The 229-nt window shown below is 39.7% G+C and carries 1 pseudogene; it reads left to right on the top strand.

Going from position 1 to position 229, the window contains the following annotated elements:
• Positions 1-119: 119 nt before the first annotated feature.
• A pseudogene (locus RYX56_RS25645) lies at positions 120-229 on the top strand (menaquinol-cytochrome c reductase cytochrome b/c subunit); the annotation flags it as partial.

Raw genomic sequence — 229 nt, 5'->3', positions numbered from 1 at the left:
ATGGCAGCACACTTTATTATGATTCGGAGACAAGGTATTTCCGGACCACTATGATTATTGGATAATGGTAAATTTCGTAACTTTCACTTATTTTTATATAAAAAGGAGGGGATTGCTCGATGCATCGCGGTAAAGGTTTAAAGTTTGTTGGTGACTCTCGTGTGTTAGCGCGTGAATCACGTACACCGAAGCTTCCGAAGGATTACTCAGAATATCCTGGAAAAACAGA

This window comes from Alkalihalophilus lindianensis (genome assembly GCF_032843265.1).
GTDB classification, from domain to species: domain Bacteria; phylum Bacillota; class Bacilli; order Bacillales; family Bacillaceae_D; genus Alkalihalophilus; species Alkalihalophilus lindianensis.
This window is presented reverse-complemented; position numbering and strand designations above follow the sequence as displayed.